Source organism: Pediococcus acidilactici DSM 20284 (assembly GCF_000146325.1).
Lineage (GTDB): Bacteria > Bacillota > Bacilli > Lactobacillales > Lactobacillaceae > Pediococcus > Pediococcus acidilactici.
Genome location: NZ_GL397067.1, coordinates 619,554 through 636,040, shown reverse-complemented (window position 1 = coordinate 636,040; position 16,487 = coordinate 619,554). Strand labels below are relative to the sequence as shown.

Here is a 16,487-nt window from a genome sequence, read left to right as displayed (position 1 = left end):
AAACTAATTAATATATGTGATAAGTATATAAATGAAACAGTTAAACGACTAGGAGGTTCCTTTATTATGGATAATTCAGGAATTTACGTTGGACTGGATATTGGAACCACCTCAATAAAAGTTATTGTTGCTGAATATGTCAAAGGACAAATGAACGTTATTGGTGTGGGAAGAGAGCCCTCAGATGGAGTCAATCGTGGTGTAATCGTTGATATTGATAAGGCAGCGATTGCCATTAAGCGGGCTATTGAAACTGCAGAGCGCAAAGCAAATATTCAAATCCAAGATGTAGTGGCTGGTATTCCAGCTAATTTATTAAGAATCGAACCCGTACGGGGAATGATCGCTATCTCAGATAGTTCACGCGAGATTAATAATCAAGATGTGATTGAAGTTTCTAATGCGGCGTCTGTACATAATTTACCTCCGGAACAAGAAGTGGTAGATGTGCTTCCGGATGAGTTTATTGTGGACGGTTTCGACGGTATCAAGGATCCAAGAGGGATGGTAGGGGTTCGCCTGGAAATGAACGGCGGATTGATTACCGGACCTAAAACAATCATCCATAATTTGAAGAGTGCGGTTCGTCAAGCGGGACTGAACTTGGTGGACGTTGTAGTTAATCCACTAGCACTGGGTAAAACAATCTTAAATGATGGTGAACAAGATTTTGGTACAATTACGTTAGACTTAGGCGCAGGCCAGTCGACGGTGGCAGTGATTCATGACCACCACCTCAAGTACACTTTTGTCGAACAAGAGGGTGGCCAATTTGTAACCAAGGATATCTCAGTGGTATTGAACACCTCTTTAGATAACGCGGAACAAATTAAACAACAATACGGTTACGCGGTTGCTAGCGAAGCCGGTAAGGAAACCTTCCCGGTTAACGTGGTTGGCCAAAACGAGCCGGTTGCGGTTGATGAAGAGTATTTGAGTGAGATTATTGAAGCACGTTTGGAACAGATTTTAACTAATATCAAGAAGCAATTAGATAAAATTGGTGCACTGGACATGCCAGGTGGAATCGTGATTACCGGTGGAGGGGCAGCCCTTCCTGGAATCGAAAAGTTAGTTGAAAGAATTTTCGAAACTAACGCTAAATTATACGTTCCTGACCAAATGGGATTGAGACACCCCGCCTTTGCGCAGGCGCTAGCTATCCTAAATTACGAAGGACGGATGAGCGACGTTGATATCTTAGCGAAAAATGCGATGGTTTCAAGTGAACGGACAGTTTCAGAGACGCCACAAGAAGAAGTTGTGGATGAGAAACCTAAATTTAAACGTGCTCAAGCAACGGTAAAGCACCCTGAACCAACGCAAGAACGCTCTAAACCGGTTGAACGTAATTCATCACCAAAAGCGACATCCAATCGCTTCGATGGAATCAAAAAATGGTTTAGTGATTTCTTTGACTAACATTAACGATGGAGGAATTAAACATGGAATTTTCAATGGATGATAACAAGAGTAAAGGCGCTAACATCAAAGTTATTGGTGTTGGTGGCGGTGGTGGTAACGCCGTAAACCGGATGATTTCTGAAGGTGTCAAAGGGGTACAATTCATCGTTGCTAACACCGACGTGCAAGCTTTACAAGCGTCAAATGCGGACGTAAAGATTCAACTAGGACCGAAATTAACTAAGGGACTAGGTGCTGGATCAACTCCTGAAGTTGGTGCTAAAGCTGCTGAAGAAAGTCAACAAACAATTGCTTCAGCTTTAGAAGGCGCAGATATGATTTTCGTTACTGCCGGAATGGGTGGCGGTACTGGTACCGGCGCTGCACCAATGGTAGCCAAAATTGCTAAAGAACAAGGTGCCCTTACCGTGGGGGTGGTTACCCGTCCATTTACTTTCGAAGGACCAAAACGTGCGCGTTTTGCTGCTGAAGGGGTAAGCAATCTTAAAGAACACGTAGATACTTTAATTATTATTGCAAATAACCGCTTGCTTGACTTAGTTGACAAGAAGACGCCAATGATGGAAGCCTTCAACGAAGCCGATAACGTTTTGCGTCAAGGTGTGCAAGGTATTTCTGATTTGATTACTTCACCAGGTTACGTTAACTTGGACTTTGCTGACGTTAAGACAGTTATGCAAAACCAAGGTTCCGCTTTGATGGGAATTGGTTCCGCAAATGGCGAAAACCGGACCGAAGAGGCAACCAAGAAGGCAATCTCTTCACCATTGTTGGAAACATCAATTGATGGTGCTGAACAAGTCTTGCTTAACATCACTGGTGGCCCAGACCTTTCCTTGTTCGAAGCTCAAGCAGCTTCACAAATCGTTACAGAAGCGGCTAACGATGACGTTAACATCATCTTTGGGACTTCAATCGACGAAGAGTTAAAGGATGGCGTTCGGGTAACGGTTATCGCTACTGGGATTGATAAAAAAGCTGGTAGAGCGTCTTTACACCGTCAACCAGCACGCACCTCTTTTGAGAACCCAAGTAGTGTAAACACTGCGAATACAAACAACATTTCAGCAAACACTGAAATGCGCGGGGCTGGTTCGACTGATAACCTTAATAATAATGGAGCAGCTAATAACCAAAATACACAAGCTGCAAACGATCCATTTGGTGATTGGCAACTTCGGCAATCAAATAACTCCTCTACCGTTCGCCCATCATCGCCAAGTGATGATGAATTTAAGAACGTGGAAAAGAAAGAGTTTAACGCGTTTAACGATAATAACAATACAAGTTCTGACGATGAATCATTGGATACACCTCCATTTTTCAAACGTCGTAGAAAATAATTTGTATTTAAATGGGTTTGAGCAGGGCTCAAGCCCATTTATTGCATAATGACAAGAAATGAGTGATTAAAAATAATGATTGCGTTAATTTTTCAATTACTACACTGGGCAATCCAAATTTACATGATGCTGATTTTTATTTGGGTATTGATGTCCTGGCTTCCAGGTGCCTATCAATCTGCATTTGGCCAGTGGTTGACTAAAATTTGTCAGCCATACATGAGCTGGTTTAGATTTATCCCACCAATTTTGGGAATCGATTTTTCGCCAATTCTGGCTCTGTTAGTATTAGAATTGTGTTCTAACGGGCTTACCTACATTGAAGCACTGCTATTTGGTGTGACGGTTTATGGATAATCCGATTGGTCAGCACTTCCGTCCGGATGAACAACCGGTAATTGAAGAATTCAGTGCGCTGGTGCAAGAAGCCAAGGATCAAAACCGGTCTATTTTAACCAACTTTTTAAATCCAAGGCAACAACACATTTTAACGACGCTGGTTAACCGGGATGAAGAATTACAATTATCCTTTTTTGGTGGATTTACCAATGCAGAAAACCAGCGGGGCTTGATTTACCCCCAATACTTTGTTCCGGAAAAGGCGGATTTTCTAGTTGAAATATTTGAAATTGATTATCCGGTTAAATTCGCGGAATTGGAACATCGCCAGATTTTAGGCACGTTAGCGAATTCTGGGATTCAACGGGATACGTTTGGCGATATTGTTCATTACCAAGACCGTTGGCAAGTGGCCACGAACGGTGAATTAGAGAAGTTCTTTTCAAATGAGATTACGCGAATTGGACGGATTAAAGTACGGATGCAGCTGGCAACCCCATCCGAGATACTTACACCGGTTAATGATTGGGAAAGAACGCAAGTGACGCTTGCGTCGTTACGACTGGATTCGATAGTGGCCACCGCCTTTTCGATCTCTCGTCACCGTGCTAAGGAGTTGATTGAGCACCGCCAAGTTCAATTAAACTGGATGATTGATGAAAAAGCAGACACAATAATTGCGAGAAATGATGTCATTTCAGTTCGAAAATATGGTAGGATTAAGCTTGTGGAAGTTTTAGGTAAAACAAAAAAAGATAAGCTAAAAACCCAACTAGATTTAATTAAAACTAGGTAGCGATTTACGGAGGTTTTATTCAGATGGCAATTGAACCACAAGATATACAACAAAAACACTTTTCCAACAAAATGCGCGGGTATAACCCCGACGAAGTTGACGAATTTTTAGATGACGTTGCTTTTGAACAACGGCGTTTGCATGATGAAATTGATTCGTTACGGCGCCAATTAGCCGAAGCCAAGAGCCGGGTGGAATATTTCGACGAGATGAAGGAATCCTTGAACAAGTCGATTATGGTAGCCCAAGATGCCGCGGATAAGGTTAAAATTAGTTCTAAACGGGAAGCGGAATTCACTGCTAAAGAAGCTCAAAAAGAAGCTGAAGTAGTGGTCAAAAATGCGCACAAAAAAGCGGACGGCTATATCGGCGAAGCTGCTGGCAAAGCTCAAAAGGTTATTGTGGCAACTGACGACTTGAAAAAACAAGCCCGTAGTTTCCGGCAAAAGCTGGAAGTACTTCTTGAATCACAATTACAAATGATCAAGGGACGCGATTGGGATAACTTATTGAGTTCTGATGAATTGCTAACGATTGGTGAAATCAAGGAAGCAATGCGGAATAGCGGAGCGCTTGACATTATTCAGGAAAACAGTGTACACTCAGAAGAAGTTGGGAAAATTGATCCGGACACACCTGCTGTAGAGCCCAAAGAAGATGAGCTAAAAACGGTGGTGGTCTTTCCAGAAGATCAACCTAACGAACAGGGGAAACCCACTGACCAAGGGTTCCACGTAAATCCTAAAAAATAAAACGTAAAAAAAGAGGGACTTCTAGCAATCAGCAGTTCAGCGAGCTAACGTTGGTGTGAGGTTAGTCTGCTAGTTAGAAGGACAATCACTTTTGAGTGCAGCGTTGAAGTATTTAGTAGACGCTGTCGGTTTCCACCGTTATGGGAAAATGAGGAGGACGTTTTTAACGTCCTTGAATTTGGGTGGTACCACGATTTGACTTCGTCCCTAGTAGGGATGGAGTCTTTTTTATTGTCTAAAATTTCAAGAATAATACTTAGGAAAGCGAGTGATTTTAGTGCGGGTTAAAGATACTTTAAATCTAGGAAAAACCAAGTTTAAAATGCGCGGAAATCTTCCGGTAAACGAAAAGAAACGCGAAGACGTTTGGTTTGAAAACAAAGTTTATGAACAACGGCAAAAATTAAATGAGGGCAAGCCAAGTTTTGTTCTTCATGACGGACCGCCATATGCCAACGGAAACATTCACATGGGTCACGCGATGAACAAGATTTCTAAGGATATTATCGTCCGATATAAATCAATGAGTGGTTTTCGGAGCCCGTACGTTCCGGGTTGGGATACGCATGGTTTACCGATTGAACAACAATTAACTAAGGAAGGCCACGACCGTAAAAAAATGTCGACGGCTGAATTCCGTAAATTATGTCGCGATTACGCCTTAAAACAAGTTGACAAGCAACGCGAAGACTTCAAGCGTTTGGGAGTAGCTGCCGAATGGGATAACCCATACTTAACTTTGCAACCATCTTTTGAAGCAGAAGAAATTCGGACTTTTGCTAAAATGGTTGAGTTAGGCTTGATTTATCGCGGTAAAAAGCCCGTATTTTGGTCATGGTCTTCCGAATCGGCAATGGCAGAAGCGGAAGTTGAGTATCACGACGTTACTTCGCCATCTGCTTTTTATGCGGAACGAGTAAGCGATGGTAAGGGCGTCTTGGATCAAGACACTTACTTCGTAGTTTGGACAACGACTCCATGGACCATTCCGGCTTCAGAAGGAATTACCATTGATGCTGGTTTTGATTATTCCGTTGTGAAACCCGCGGGTGACGACCGCAAATTTGTGATTGCCACGGACCGGTTGAGTTACGCTACTGAACAATTTGGGTGGCAAGACGTTGAAACCATCAAGACGGTTCGCGGGCAGGAGTTAGAAAACATTACGGCGCTCCACCCATTTGATAGTGATCGCAAGCTAGTGGTTATGTTAGGGGACTTCGTAACCTTAGATTCCGGAACGGGATTAGTTCATACGGCACCTGGCTTTGGGGAAGACGATTTCGGGGTTGGTAAAGAATACGGCCTCGATATTTTTGTACCAGTCGATGATCGTGGTTACCTCACTGCTGAAGCGGGTCCTGATTTTGAAGGGGTCTTCTACGAAGATGCTAATGAAATTGCCTTGAACAAGTTAAAAGCAACTAACGCTTTGCTTAAGCAGATGGATTACACACATAGTTATCCGTTTGATTGGCGGACTAAGAAGCCAATTATTTTCCGGGCTACTCCACAATGGTTTGCTTCGGTAGACAAAATTCGTGATCAAATCTTGGACGCGTTAAAAGACGTTAAGTTCCTCCCAGAATGGGGTCAAAAACGACTCCACAACATGATCCGGGACCGTGGCGACTGGGTAATCTCTCGTCAACGGGTTTGGGGTGTGCCACTACCAATCTTCTACGCTGAAGACGGTACGCCAATCATGAATGGGGAAACGATCGAACACGTTGCGGAACTATTTGAAAAACATGGTTCTGACATCTGGTTTGAATGGGATGCTAAGGACTTGCTACCAGAAGGCTACACTAGCGAACATTCACCAAACGGAACGTTTACCAAGGAAACCGATATTATGGACGTTTGGTTCGACTCCGGTTCTTCACATCAAGGGGTTTTGGCAAAACGCGATTACTTGAAGTATCCGGCTGACCTGACTTTGGAAGGTTCTGACCAATACCGCGGCTGGTTCAACTCTAGTTTGATTACTAGTGTGGCGATGTCGGGTCACGCACCATACAAGCAGGTGATTTCGCAAGGCTTTACCCTTGACGGACAGGGCCATAAGATGAGTAAGTCCTTAGGTAACACAATTGTGCCAGCAGACATCATTAAAAAGATGGGTGCTGAAATCATTCGGTTATGGGTACTTTCCATTGATTCATCGTCTGACGTGCGGGTTTCGCAAGATAACTTTGTAAAGATTTCAGATTCTTACAAGAAGATCCGGAATACAATCCGTTACCTATTAGCAAACACGGCGGACTTTGATCCTCAAGCTAATACCGTAGCTTACGCTGACTTGCAACCAGAAGATCGTTACATGTTAGTCCGGTTTAACGAATTAGTTAAGGAAATTCGGCAAGATTACGACCAATATAATTTCATTGAAATTTACAAGGCGTTGATGAACTACATCATTACGGATCTTTCCGCGTTCTACCTCGACTTTGCGAAGGACGTCGTTTATATTGAACCGGAAGATAGTTTGAAACGCCGGTCAATGCAAACCGTCTTCTACCAAATTTTAGTCGGTTTGACGAAGTTAATGACGCCAGTTCTACCACACACTACGGAAGAAATTTGGCAGTTCCTCTCTGAACCGGAAGAATTTGTCCAGCTTGCTGAAATGCCAGAAGTGCAAGAATTATCCGGGGCAGCAGACCTGTTGGCTAAGTGGCAAACCGTCAAGAAGTTACGGACTCACGTCTTAAAGGCTCTTGAAGAAGCACGGGACCAAAAGATGATTGGTAAATCAATGGAAGCAAAGGCAACCTTGTACCTTGACGAAGCTACTAAGCAAGTTGTTGACGAATTAAACGTCGACTTGCGGTTGATCTTGATTGTTTCGCAATTAGAAGTTCGGGACCTCGCAGAAGCTCCTGAAGATGCGGCAAGTTTTGACGGTCAAGTTGCGGTTCAAATCACACCTGCTGAAGGAGAAGTTTGCGAACGGTGCCGAATGACGAAGACGGATGTTGGTAGTGACGAACACTTCCCAACCTTATGTGCTAGCTGTGCTGCAATCGTTACAAAGTATTATCCGGAAGCAGTTACCGAAGGTTTTGAAGAAAAATAGGGCGCCGTTAGATTTAAAAGGGCGGGTATATTTGAAAAAACTTGCCCATAACTAACGCTCTAAAATTAGAGGCTGAAAAATTCAGTCTCTTTTTTAATTTACAGAAGTAGTTCTCACGATTATGATGGTATTAAATAATAAAAGGAGTGGGCAATTTGGAAACTGGTACGGTAACGAGCTTTGATAAAACCAAAGGTTACGGCTTCATCGAGCTTGACAACGGGGAAAAGGCTTTTGTACATTATAGTGCGGTACAATCCGATGATTTTAAAACTTTAGATGAAAACGAGGTCGTCCAGTTAATGGTGGCTGAGGGTCCCAAAGGATTGGTGGCTGTAAAAGTATTTCGTAAGGGAGAACAGGATTAATGGATTTAGAAGAAAAAGTAGTTAAGTCAGTTTCCCGGTATAAGGGAGAAATTGTTGACGTTTACCAACAAACGGTAGAGTTACCGGATGGCACGTTGGCTAATCGAGACGTAGTCAAACACCAGGATGCGATTGCAATCTTGGCGCTGACTGCAGACGGTAAAGCCCTTTTTGAAAAACAATGGCGGGCACCAGTTGCTAAACCAACGATTGAAATTCCCGCTGGCAAAGTGGAACCAGGTGAAGATTTTTTAGAAACCGCTAAGCGTGAATTAAATGAAGAAACGGGCTACGCTGCCGGAAAGATCGAAAAAATGGTCGGCTTTTATTCCGCACCAGGCTTTACGGACGAATACATGACGGTTTATAAGGCAACTGATTTAAAACCGGTGGAAGATAAATTACCGCGGGATCAAGGTGAAAACTTAAAAGTTTTTGAACTTTCACTATCCGAAGCGCTAAAAGCAATCGAAGACGGTAAAATTGAAGATGCAAAAACGGTGCTTGCAATTTACCATTGGCAGGCGACCACAAAGTAGGTGATTTTTTGGACGAAAAGAATCAAACCCGTGCGGAATACCAGAAAAAAATTCACGCACAAAAGGCGCCGGAGGAAACTTCTGCAAATGAAGATTCTAAAAATGAATCACGGTTACGGACGAGTCGCGAACAGCGGTTTAGTACCGACGAGATTGCTGAAGAAAAAAGTCGCGCTTTAGCAAAGAAACTCAACATTGCAATTGCACTTTTAGCGGTGGGAATTGTATTAGTATTTCTCGTTTTATTTTTTATAGGATAGGTGGAAAAGAAGATGAAGTATGGCGTAATTTGCGCAATGGAAGAAGAAATTAAGGCGCTTAAGGAAAATCTTGAGCTAACTAAACAAACGGATATTAACGGGGTCATTTTTTACGAAGGCCGTATTGAAGATGTCGAAGTTGTGCTAGTCCGCTCTGGAATTGGCAAAGTTGAAGCTGGGATTACTGCTGCAATTTTGATTACTAATTTTAAAGTCGATGCGTTAATTCATTCCGGTTCTGCTGGTGGAATTGGACAGGGACTTGCGGTAGGCGACGTGGTGTTGTCTGCGGAAGTTGCCTATCATGACGTGGACGCAACTGCGTTTGGGTACGCTTACGGTCAATTACCAGAACAAGATGTTGCCCGTTATGCAGCGGATTCAGCGTTAATAGAAAAGTTTAAACAAGCCGCTCAGGATACTAACTTAAACGTGAAAACTGGATTAATCGTCACGGGAGACCAATTTATTGCGAGTCAAGAAAAGGTCCAAGCAATTTTAGACCATTTCCCCGATGCGTTATGTTGTGAAATGGAAGGGGCAGCCATCGGACAAGTTGCCCACCAGTTCCATAAGCCGTTTATCGTAGTCCGGGCGATGTCTGACACGGGGGATGACGAAGCTGGAGTATCCTTTGATGAATTTATCATTGAGGCGGGAAAACGTTCTGCCAACATGCTAATTGATTTATTTAAGATGGAAGGGAAGCAAGCGTGAAACAAGTATATTTAGATAACGCGGCGACTACACCAACTGCTCCTGAAGTAGTGGATGTCATTGCTGACCAACTCAAGAATAACTGGGGCAATGCCTCCAGTTTACATGGCTTTGGTCGACAAGCGCGGGCTCAGTTGGACGAAGCGCGTCACGTAATCGCTCAAAGTATTAATGCCAACGATGATGAAATAATTTTTACCAGTGGCGGAACCGAAAGTAATAATACCGCCATTACGCAGGTGGCTTTACGTAACCGTAAACTTGGTAAGCGGGTCATTACCACTAAAATTGAACATCCGTCGGTACTAAAACCGATGGCTCATTTAGAGGAAATGGGCTTTGACGTAGTTTATTTAGACGTTAACGAAGACGGGGTAATTAGCTTAGACCAGTTTAAAGAAGCTCTTAACGATCAGACCATCTTAGTTAGCATCATGATGGGAAACAACGAAGTGGGAAGTCGGATGCCAATCCATGAAATTGGTGAAATTTTAAAGGATCATCAGGCGGTTTTCCATACCGATGCGGTTCAAGCTTACGGGTTGTTAGATATTGACGTGAAGCGGGATCATATCGACCTCTTGTCCACTTCGGCACACAAGCTCAACGGACCAAAAATGACAGGTTTTCTGTACAAAAATGAAGCAGTTAACTTTGATAGTTTTATCCGCGGGGGTGAACAAGAAGATAAGCGTCGGGCTGGTACGGAAAACGTTGCTAACCTTGCGGGGTTTGCTAAAGCGGTAAGTTTGCTGGATGAACAGACTAAAGCAGATTTACAAAAACGCTACGCCGGTTTTAAGCAACAAATTATTCAGCAGCTTAAAGACCACGACGTTGATTTTGCAATTAATGGCTCACTTTCGCCAGATAATTTACAACACGTCTTTAACATCTGGTTGAAGGGGATGTCTACCTACGTGATGCAAACCAATTTGGATTTGGCCGGAGTTGCAATTTCCGGCGGTTCAGCTTGCACGGCGGGGAGTTTGGAACCTTCCCACGTACTCACGGCGATGTACGGAGCTGATTCACCACGCATCGGGGAATCAATCCGGATTAGCTTTGGTAAAAACACCACCACGGAAGATGTAGACTACTTGTGTGAGCAGATTATTGCCATTGAGGAGCGTTTAAAGCACCTAAAACAAAAGTAAGGAGATGTAGGCATGGCATTTACTAAAGAAGTTACCATTGCCGGAGACCCCCACGTTTACCGGCTTAGCGAAAACTTGAAGCGTTATACGTTAACTGACTTAGGATTCACTACTAAAAATAACGGAACCTTTATTTTGGAACGGTCGTTGGATGCTACTTCGCCGTACAACCAGGGCATTAAGTTAAAAATAATGATTAAACCTGATTTTTCAGCATTTAAAATGAGTACGGTGACCGCTAACGGAATGCAAAAAGCAAACATCTTTAAGCGCGAGCAGGACCAACCCTTAGTGGAGCAATACCATTTCATTATTGACCAACTATTGGAACGGGAAGTCCTCGTGCAAGAATAATTTTTACTAACTTTTTGTTAACGGTGGAATTTCCGAATTGATTGTTATAGAATGTAATTTACTGGATTTATTGCGACCTTCAATCGTAAGATTCTCCAGAATCTCTAGAAATGATGGTGATATATAATGACAGACAACAGCAAGACGCGTGTTGTAGTCGGGATGAGCGGCGGTGTCGACTCATCCGTAGTAGCCTATTTGCTTAAAAAGCAGGGCTACGACGTCGTTGGGGTGTTCATGAAAAATTGGGACGACACTGACGAAAATGGATACTGTACTGCTACCGAGGATTATAAGGACGTGGCTAAGGTAGCCGCTAAGATTGGGATTCCTTATTATTCCGTTAACTTTGAGAAGGAATACTGGGATCGGGTCTTTACCTACTTCTTAGACGAGTACAAGAAGGGCCGGACGCCTAATCCCGACGTAATTTGCAATAACGAGATTAAGTTTAAGGCTTTCCTAGACTACGCAATTAGTTTAGGAGCTGATTACGTGGCAACGGGTCACTACGCACAAGTAGAGCGCGACGAAAATGGTCATCAGCACCTTTTGCGCGCTACGGACAGTAATAAGGATCAAACCTACTTCTTGAGCCAACTTAGTGCTGAACAGCTTGACCGGGTTATGTTCCCATTGGGGGGCATGGTTAAGCCAGAGGTCCGCGCAATTGCTAAGGAAGCTGGTTTGGCAGTTTACGATAAGAAGGATTCGGTGGGAATCTGCTTTATTGGTGAGAAAAACTTCCGTGAGTTCTTAAGCAACTACCTTCCTGCAAAGCCTGGTAAGATGATGACCCTTGATGGCGAAGTTAAGGGCGAGCACGCTGGATTGATGTACTACACCATCGGTCAGCGTCGCGGACTCGGAATTGGGGGCGGTTCTAAGAACAATGAGCCTTGGTTCGTGGTTGGTAAGGACCTTTCCAAGAATATCCTGTACGTTGGTCAAGGATTTGATAATCCGCACCTTTACGCCGCTAGCTTGGACGCTTCCGACATGCATTTTGTAAACCGGTTGGGCGAAGAGCGCGGCCATGACTTCCGGTGCACGGCTAAGTTCCGTTATCGTGCTAAGGATGTTCCAGTAACGGTGCATTTCAGCGACGATTTCTCTAAGGTTACCGTTGATTTTGACGAGCCTGCTCGGGCAATTACGCCAGGCCAAGCCCTCGTGCTTTACGATGGTGAAGAGTGCATCGGTGGCGGAATTATTGATGCTGCCTATAGCGAGAGCAAGCAACAATTGCAATACGTTTAAAAAAGGGTTCGCTGATTTTTCCGTGTTTGATAACGCAAGTTTAGCAAAGACGACTTTCAGTACAATTAAAAAAGAATACCAAATAGGGTCGGGGGAAAATTTCCCCGGCCTTTTTCTTTGCCGTTAAAAGGCTAGCGTTACTATTACCAATCTAGCGTTTAATGTTAAAATAGTGGGTAAACACATTGATAAAGGGACGAGAGATTTGACAAAATTATATTTTGTAAGACATGGAAAGACCGAATGGAATTTAGAAGGGCGTTATCAAGGAGCAAAGGGGGACTCCCCCCTTTTAAAAGAAAGCTACGCGGAAATTAAGCAATTAGCCGCTTTTTTAGCACCCCAGCAGTTCCGCCACATATATGCTAGCCCGCTTCGTCGGGCACGGGTGACGGCCACCACCTTGCAACACGAACTGGATGAATTGCAAGGTCACGCAACCCCTTTAACAATTCTCAGTCGTCTACGGGAATTTGATTTAGGTGTGATGGAGGGAATGAAATTTGTCGACGTTGAAAAGAAATATGCTGAAGAAGTGGATGCTTTTCGTAACCACCCCGAACGCTATTTCCCCGCCCGAATCAAGGGAGAGACCTTCCAACACCTCATTGAACGAATGCGTCCAGCAATTTTACGGATTTGTGAATCCAACCCTGGCGACGATGACCAGGTAATTATTGTAAGCCACGGAGCCGCGTTAAACGCGATTATTAACGCGTTATTAGAGGTTCCGTTGCCCGACTTACGCAAACGGGGCGGCCTCGCCAACACTAGTACCACTATCCTAGAAACCCGTGATCAGGGAAAGACGTACCGGCTCTTGGACTGGAACGATACTAGCTACTTAACTAAAAAAACAGATCCTACAGACGTGATTTAAGGTGAAAAGATGACGGAAAAAAAAGAAAATGAAGAAAACCAAAATTTAGTTCACGAATTAATTCAAAAAATTGATCAAGACCCACACAATGCCCAAAACTATTATGCTTTAGCCACGGTTTTGGTTAAACAGCAAAGCTTTGATCAAGCTGAAGAACTCCTAGTTAAAGCACGGGGGCTTTTTAGTGATCAACCTAGCCAAGATTTACTTACTTACGGGCTCGGCAATGTTTATTACGCAACAGGGCTTTATGAGCGGGCCAACGCTACATTTCAAACTGTTAAAGATTCTCAATACCGGCACGACGCTAACCTAATGATTGCCCAAGGGTATTACGCACAAAGTCAGTATAAGCTAGCCTTTGCCTTTGCATTGACTGCGCTAGAACAGCATCAGCAAGATCCAGAGACTAATGAATTAATGGGCGATATCAATTTAGCAATGGGAGAGGCTCAAGCGGCCCAAAAATATTACGACGTGGCGTTGAAAAATAAAAATACTGCGAAATTATTATTTAACCGGGGAGTGGTCGAAATGACCTTGACCCAGCAACCAGATAACGATTACTTTGCCAAAGCTAAACAAATTGATCCCGAATTTTTCAGTAAAGCAAAGCAACGCCTAGTCGATATTGATAAACTATTGCATTCGTCAAAGGAAGCAGATTAATGGCATTTGAGAAACTAAACCTTTTTGGTGATGAAGGTTCAGCAGCACCTCCAAAAAAAGCAACTTCCATGAATAAAATGGTGGAGTTAACTGGGACGGTTAACGCCGTCTTTTTTGAAAGTCCCACTAGTTTATTTAAGGTGGTTTTGATTGACGTGGTTGATCAAGACTTTGATTGGAAGGAACCCCAAATTGTGGTAACTGGCAACATGGCGGAAGTTCAGGAGGGAGCTAAGTACCAATTTAAGGGCAAATTGGTGGAACACCCCAAGTACGGAACCCAGATTCAATTAAGCCAGGCTAGTCGGTTAGGACCAGATACTAAGGAAGGGTTAGTTGAATATTTTGCGGGCTCGCAATTTAAGGGAATTGGAAAGAAAACTGCTGAAAAGATTGTTAAACAACTGGGGATGGACGCCATTGACGTAATTAAGGATAATGCCCAGGTGCTTAGGGATATCGGATTATCAAGCGCGCAGGCGGACGTGATTGAAACGGTGCTAGCTGAATCCAATGGGATGGAGAAGATCCTGATCAAACTCGCGGATTTGGGAATTTCAGGCAAAACCGCCGATAACGTAATTGCAAAATATCGCGAAGATACCTTGAAAATTATCGAAGAAAATCCGTATCAGTTAGCTAATGACATCGAAAATATTGGATTTAAGCGTGTCGACGCAATTGGCCAGCAGCTAAATTTTCCGGTTGATTTTCCAGGACGCTTGCAAAGCGGTATTTTAGCCACGATTCAAGAGTGGTGTAACAGCACCGGAGATACTTACATGGTTGCGGAAATAATGCTGCAAAGGGCACAGCAACTATTGGGAAACGAAATTAATGCTGAAAAGATTGCTGAACAAGTACTTGAGTTGGGTAAACAAGGACGGGTGGTTGGAGAAAACGGCCAAATCTATTTAAAATGGCTTTACCAAGCAGAAGAAGCGATTGGCTACCAGCTCCAGCATCTGCTTAAGAATCCTCCTAAGGTTAACGAAAAAGCGGTTGACCGGGCAATTAAACGCGCGGAAGAACATCTTGCGCTCGAGTATGACGAAACTCAAAATAACGCAATTAGAATGGCGCTGTCTCACGGAATTACCATTATTACTGGGGGGCCTGGTACTGGTAAAACCACCATTGTAAAGGGACTAATTAATAGTTTTGCGGAACTGCACGATCTAGATCTTGATCCCAACGCCAATCCGGACCAGGATTATCCCATTCAACTGGCTGCTCCCACTGGTCGGGCTGCAAAGCGGTTGAGTGAAGTTACCGGTGTTCCCGCTAAAACCATCCATCGTTTATTGGGCTTGAACGGGAATGACGATTTACACGACGAACAAATCCAAGAATTACGGGGAGAACTTCTCGTGGTGGACGAAATGTCCATGGTGGATACGGGGCTGTTCAATACCTTGATTTCAGCGATTAACGCCGAAATGCAAGTTGTGTTAGTTGGTGATAAGGACCAGTTACCGTCGGTAGGACCGGGACAAGTTTTTAGTGACTTGATTCGTAGTCAAAAAATTCCAACAATTTCATTAACTAAAATTTATCGGCAAGAGCAGGATTCTTCAATTATCCAAATGGCGCACAGCATTCAAAACGGAGAAATGCCGGATGATTTTACCCAAAATCGTCCTGACAAATCGTTTATTAAGACGAGTGCTTACCAAGTTGCGGATGCAATCGATCAAATTGCGGAACGCGCGGTGGCTCGGGGACTGTCTAAAAACGACCTCCAAGTTTTAGCGCCAATGTACCGCGGAGCCGCAGGGATCGATGAAATCAATCGTCATTTGCAACGGGTGCTTAACCCCCCGCAAACTGATCACCCTAAATATTTAGAAGCAAATCACCAGCAATTTCGGATTGGTGATAAAGTTTTACAGTTAGTTAACGCACCTGAAAATAATATTTTTAACGGGGATATCGGGGAAATAACTGGAATAGTTACCGAAAAAGCGGGAAAGGGTCACGCACAGTTAATTGTTGATTATGATGGCAACGAGGTTACCTATGGAAAAAATGATCTAAACCAGTTGACGTTAGCTTACTGCGTTTCGATTCATAAATCGCAAGGAAGCGAGTTTCCGGTGGTGATTTTACCGATGGTACGCCAGTATTACCGGATGTTACAGCGCAACCTTTTGTATACGGGGTTAACCCGGGCGTCAGACTCCATCATTTTACTAGGTGAGGTAGAAGCTTACCAACGGGCTGTACAAAACGAATCGGCTAACCGGCAAACTGGCTTAGTTAAGCGACTTAATCCGGAAATTGCCATAACGGAAAAGCCAATTGCAGAAAAGTCTGAACCCAAAACGACTTCGGAAAAAAGCGAAGCAGGGGAACCTCAGCGTAAGTCGATCCTTACAAAGCCAGAAGTTACGGAAACTTTCGCAACTAGCGGGGATGAACCAACTCTTTTGACTAAACAACTGGTAGAAACCGGAAAAATCGATCCGATGATTGGGATGGACGGGGTGACTCCCCGGGATTTTCTTTAAGTATTTGTTGAAGTTGATAACTAAAGATGGCTATAATAG

Annotated in this window: 16 protein-coding genes and 1 other annotated feature; all 16 genes read left to right on the top strand. The window is 43.6% G+C overall.

Annotated elements, in window-relative coordinates:
- Window positions 1-66: 66 nt before the first annotated feature.
- Window positions 67-1,422 carry a cell division protein FtsA gene (gene ftsA / locus HMPREF0623_RS03145; RefSeq protein WP_002830515.1) on the top strand — a complete coding sequence of 452 codons (1,356 nt, stop codon included), beginning with the start codon at window positions 67-69 and terminating at the stop codon, window positions 1,420-1,422.
- 23 nt (window positions 1,423-1,445) lie between these two features.
- The gene (gene ftsZ / locus HMPREF0623_RS03140) at window positions 1,446-2,768 is read left to right on the top strand and encodes a cell division protein FtsZ (protein WP_002830513.1); all 1,323 of its coding nucleotides are present in this window, start codon (window positions 1,446-1,448) and stop codon (window positions 2,766-2,768) included.
- A gap of 75 nt (window positions 2,769-2,843) precedes the next feature.
- Window positions 2,844-3,125 (top strand): YggT family protein, encoded by a 282-nt coding sequence (locus HMPREF0623_RS03135; RefSeq protein ID WP_002830512.1) that lies wholly within the window; start codon window positions 2,844-2,846, stop codon window positions 3,123-3,125.
- On the top strand, window positions 3,118-3,903 hold the full coding sequence (locus HMPREF0623_RS03130) for a YlmH family RNA-binding protein (RefSeq protein WP_002831986.1): 786 nt from the start codon (window positions 3,118-3,120) through the stop codon (window positions 3,901-3,903). Before HMPREF0623_RS03135 ends, HMPREF0623_RS03130 begins: the two co-directional genes overlap by 8 nt.
- 23 nt (window positions 3,904-3,926) lie before the next feature.
- Window positions 3,927-4,655 carry a DivIVA domain-containing protein gene (locus tag HMPREF0623_RS03125; protein WP_002830508.1) on the top strand — a complete coding sequence of 243 codons (729 nt, stop codon included), beginning with the start codon at window positions 3,927-3,929 and terminating at the stop codon, window positions 4,653-4,655.
- Window positions 4,651-4,867 (top strand) — a binding site (T-box leader). (Overlaps the previous gene by 5 nt.)
- 65 nt (window positions 4,868-4,932) lie before the next feature.
- Window positions 4,933-7,734 (top strand): isoleucine--tRNA ligase, encoded by a 2,802-nt coding sequence (gene ileS / locus HMPREF0623_RS03120; RefSeq protein ID WP_036671487.1) that lies wholly within the window; start codon window positions 4,933-4,935, stop codon window positions 7,732-7,734.
- Window positions 7,735-7,889: 155 nt separating this feature from the next.
- Window positions 7,890-8,102 (top strand): cold-shock protein, encoded by a 213-nt coding sequence (locus HMPREF0623_RS03115; RefSeq protein ID WP_002830506.1) that lies wholly within the window; start codon window positions 7,890-7,892, stop codon window positions 8,100-8,102.
- A complete protein-coding gene (locus HMPREF0623_RS03110; protein WP_002831982.1) occupies window positions 8,102-8,641 on the top strand; it encodes an NUDIX hydrolase in 540 nt (179 codons plus the stop codon). Before HMPREF0623_RS03115 ends, HMPREF0623_RS03110 begins: the two co-directional genes overlap by 1 nt.
- An 8-nt stretch (window positions 8,642-8,649) precedes the next feature.
- On the top strand, window positions 8,650-8,901 hold the full coding sequence (locus HMPREF0623_RS03105; protein ID WP_002831980.1) for a hypothetical protein: 252 nt from the start codon (window positions 8,650-8,652) through the stop codon (window positions 8,899-8,901).
- 12 nt (window positions 8,902-8,913) lie between these two features.
- The gene (locus HMPREF0623_RS03100; RefSeq protein WP_002831979.1) at window positions 8,914-9,618 is read left to right on the top strand and encodes a 5'-methylthioadenosine/adenosylhomocysteine nucleosidase; all 705 of its coding nucleotides are present in this window, start codon (window positions 8,914-8,916) and stop codon (window positions 9,616-9,618) included.
- The gene (locus HMPREF0623_RS03095) at window positions 9,615-10,775 is read left to right on the top strand and encodes a cysteine desulfurase family protein (RefSeq protein ID WP_002831978.1); all 1,161 of its coding nucleotides are present in this window, start codon (window positions 9,615-9,617) and stop codon (window positions 10,773-10,775) included. The genes HMPREF0623_RS03100 and HMPREF0623_RS03095 overlap by 4 nt, the downstream gene beginning before the upstream one ends.
- Before the next feature lie 12 nt (window positions 10,776-10,787).
- On the top strand, window positions 10,788-11,129 hold the full coding sequence (locus HMPREF0623_RS03090; RefSeq protein ID WP_002830502.1) for a DUF1831 domain-containing protein: 342 nt from the start codon (window positions 10,788-10,790) through the stop codon (window positions 11,127-11,129).
- A gap of 126 nt (window positions 11,130-11,255) precedes the next feature.
- Window positions 11,256-12,389 (top strand): tRNA 2-thiouridine(34) synthase MnmA, encoded by a 1,134-nt coding sequence (gene mnmA / locus HMPREF0623_RS03085; RefSeq protein ID WP_002830501.1) that lies wholly within the window; start codon window positions 11,256-11,258, stop codon window positions 12,387-12,389.
- Between the two features lie 205 nt (window positions 12,390-12,594).
- Complete coding sequence (locus tag HMPREF0623_RS03080) at window positions 12,595-13,269, top strand: histidine phosphatase family protein (RefSeq protein WP_002831977.1); 675 nt, start codon at window positions 12,595-12,597, stop codon at window positions 13,267-13,269.
- A gap of 9 nt (window positions 13,270-13,278) precedes the next feature.
- Entirely contained in the window at window positions 13,279-13,938 is a 660-nt protein-coding gene (locus HMPREF0623_RS03075; RefSeq protein ID WP_002830498.1) for a tetratricopeptide repeat protein, read from the top strand.
- The gene (gene recD2 / locus HMPREF0623_RS03070) at window positions 13,938-16,448 is read left to right on the top strand and encodes an SF1B family DNA helicase RecD2 (protein WP_004165978.1); all 2,511 of its coding nucleotides are present in this window, start codon (window positions 13,938-13,940) and stop codon (window positions 16,446-16,448) included. The genes HMPREF0623_RS03075 and recD2 overlap by 1 nt, the downstream gene beginning before the upstream one ends.
- Window positions 16,449-16,487: the final 39 nt, after the last annotated feature.